Here is a 2,998-nt window from a genome sequence, read left to right on the forward strand (position 1 = left end):
CCGTGTGCCATTTTTGTGTAGGGCGTCAGCAGGAAGAAGGTCAGGACCGATCCGAGGTGGATGGCCAGCAGTGCGGGCATCAGAGGCGTTGACCCGAGGGCATAGAGAACCAGCCCGCTGAGGCCCACAAACCCGAGCAACAGGATGAAGCCGATATCCCCGCCCCAGGCCGACGGATCGCCGAGGTCTCGGTCTGACTTTTGCTTGAGCAGCGCCATCGCACCACATCCCACCGTCAGCAGCAGCCCCCCGGAAATCCCGAACAGTTTCGGCAACGACCAGAACCCGTAAGGCGCGTGCATTCCGAAGACATAGTGCATGATCGTCGCCACCGAGGTCGACGCAAAGCACAGCAGGAAGCCATACATGATGGCGTGGTGGATGTGGCGTCGGCCCTGACTGAACCGGTCTTCGTCCTCGAAGTTGCAGCCCTCGCCATGGCCTGCGGCCAGATCCTGCATCTTGCCCGCACGTTTGAGCGCAACCGTCAGATCAGACATCTGGATCGGTTTGCCGCCAACCTCGGTCCAATAGCGCCTCAGGCTGAAGGCGATGCTGAACAGAGGCAGCAGGAATGCAGGCGCAAAGATCGCGACCATCGCGTTGTGGGACAGGACGGCATAAAACCCTTCGCCTCCGCTGGAACCGATGGCGCGGGTCGCCCAGAACAACAGGGCAAATCCGACCACAAGCGCCAGGGCGATGGCCCCGCCATGGGTGTGGAACCGTCGTGCCAGCGGCTGCGGCCATGCCAAGCTTTCCCAACTGTCGCGCCGCACTTCGGCCAGCGCCTTGGGCAGGTTCAGGTCAAACGCGTGCGGGGCGGTGTACTGGCAGGCGTAGTAACAGCCCCGGCAGTTATGGCACAGGTTGGCCAATTGCGTGATGTCCCCATCCGAGAACGCGCGTTCCGCATGAAGCGACGGGAAGACCGAGCAATAGCCCTCGCAATAGCGGCAGGCGTTGCAGATCTCGGCCTGGCGGCGGGCTTCCTGAATAAGATCAGTTTGCATAAGCGGCGGCCTCTCGTCCTGCGATGCGTCCAAAGACAGTTCCGATGGTCATGCCAAAGCCCGCCAGATAGCCTTGCCCAAGGATGGACCCGGCCATCGTTTCCCCGGCCGCCCACAGGTTTTTGATCTTACCGCTGGGCGTCGAGCACTGGGCCGTCTCGTCAACCTTCAACCCAAGATAGGTAAAGGTCACGCCGGTCCGCAGCGAGTAGCCGTAAAACGGCGGTTCGGTAATCGGGCGCGCCCAGTTGGTCTTGGGCGGGATCAGGCCCGAGGTCGCCACCCCGTCCAGTTCGGTCGGATGAAACCCGTTAGTGTCACCGCAGGCGGCGTTGAATGCGCTGACGGTCGCTTTCAGTTTCTCTGCGGGCAGGTCCATCATCCCGGCCAATTCGTCCAACGTGTCCGCCTTTAGCGGCGGGAACACGGACGGCATGAACAGGTTAAGCGACTTGGCGTCGATGATGGCATATCCCACCTGATCCGGCTGCGCCGCCACCAAACGGCCCCAGATCGCGTAGCGTTTGGGCCAGACGTCTTCGCCCTCGTCATAGAACCGCTCGGCATGTTTGTTCACGACGATGGAAAACGGAACGCAGTCCAGACGGGTGACGATGCCGCCGTCGAATTTCGGCGCGCGCCCGTCAATGGCAACGGCATGGCATTGGGTCGGGTCGCCGACGCTTTCTACGCCTTGATCCAGCAGATCAGACAGGACCACGCCTCGGTTGTACGGCGTTCCCCGGATCAGAAAGTTCTTCGCAGGCTCACCCCAGGCGCGGGTGAGCCAATCGGTGTCTGCCTGAAAGCCGCCGGAGGCAACGATGACCGCCTTGGGCGCGATGCGATGAGACTGGCCTTCATAGGTGTAATCGACCCACTCGATCTGGTCGCTGTTCAGTTCCAGATGCGTCACAGCGGCCTCATACAGCACATCTACACCCAAACCTGCCGCCGTCCGGTAATAGGCATTCACCAGAGATTTGCCGCCCCCCATGAAAAACGCATTGGTCCGTGCCAATGACAATGTGCCGGAAAGCGAAGGCTGAAACCGGACCCCGTGTTCTTGCATCCACGGCAGGCATTCCTCGGAGGTGCGGATCGCGAGGCGGGCAAGATGTTCATCGGTTTTGCCGCCGGTGACTTTCAGCAGATCCGAGAGGTATTCGTCTTCGCCATACATCTCGACGAGCGGGCCCAACGGGCCCGAATGCATACAGCGAAAGTTGCGCGTATGGCGGGAGTTTCCGCCGCGATAAGGTTTTGGCGCCGTCTCAAGGATCAGAACGCGCGCGCCTGCCTCAGCCGCAGTCATCGCGGCGCAGAGGGCTGCGTTCCCACCGCCAATCACAGCGATATCGTAAGCTTCCTTTGGGGTGGCCATATCCTGTCTACCTACTGGCTTTCGTCGATTGAGCGGTCGCGGTCCTGCAACGCGCGGATGCGCATCCGTTGTGCCGCCTGGATATGCGCGCGCATCTCTGTCTCGGCCGCTGCGCCATCGCGGGCCTTCAAAGCCGCCATGATGCGCCGATGCTCGGCCACTGCGGCCTCGGCGCGGTCGCTATCCAGCAATTGCGAGGGCCCCAGGATCAACAGCGCCTTTTGCAAGGAGAGCATGGATTTTGCCAGAAACCGGTTCTTGGCCGCATCCAGCAGGGTCGCGTGAAAGATCTTGTTGATTTGGGCTGCATCGGGGCCAGTACCCGCCTCGGCCAACCGGTCGTTCAAAAGGTCCAGTTCATCCAATTCGACATCCGATGCCGCGCGGGCTGCCAGACGGGCCGCTGTCCCTTCAAGCACCGCGCGCATCTCATAGAGTTCCATGACCTCGGCGTAATCCAGACTGCGCACGGTGGCACCTTGCCGTGGCACATGCGTGACCAGCCCGTCGGCCTCCAACTGCCTTATCGCCTCGCGCACCGGGGTACGGCTGACGCCCAACCGTTCCGAGAGCTCAATCTCACGCAGCCGGTCGCCGGGCA

At 61.8% G+C, this 2,998-nt stretch carries 3 protein-coding genes; all 3 read right to left on the reverse strand.

The features are described 5' to 3' along the window. Positions 1–1,013: tricarballylate utilization 4Fe-4S protein TcuB (tcuB, locus tag ACR0AC_RS21185; RefSeq protein WP_480875947.1), on the reverse strand; the 1,013-nt coding region annotated here is incomplete at its 3' end. Beyond that, on the reverse strand, positions 1,003–2,397 hold the full coding sequence (tcuA, locus tag ACR0AC_RS21190) for an FAD-dependent tricarballylate dehydrogenase TcuA (protein WP_480875949.1): 1,395 nt from the start codon (positions 2,395–2,397) through the stop codon (positions 1,003–1,005). The genes tcuA and tcuB, both read right to left, overlap by 11 nt. An 11-nt stretch (positions 2,398–2,408) precedes the next feature. Continuing rightward, positions 2,409–2,998, reverse strand: a 590-nt coding sequence (locus tag ACR0AC_RS21195) for a GntR family transcriptional regulator (RefSeq protein WP_480875951.1), incomplete at its 5' end; no start/stop codon positions are given.

This window comes from Ruegeria sp. H7 (genome assembly GCF_056532945.1).

Excerpts from the sequence above, each read along its gene's own strand:
- tcuA (WP_480875949.1), bottom strand. The coding sequence starts at position 2,397 with ATGGCCACCCCAAAGGAAGCTTACGATATCGCTGTGATTGGCGGTGGG.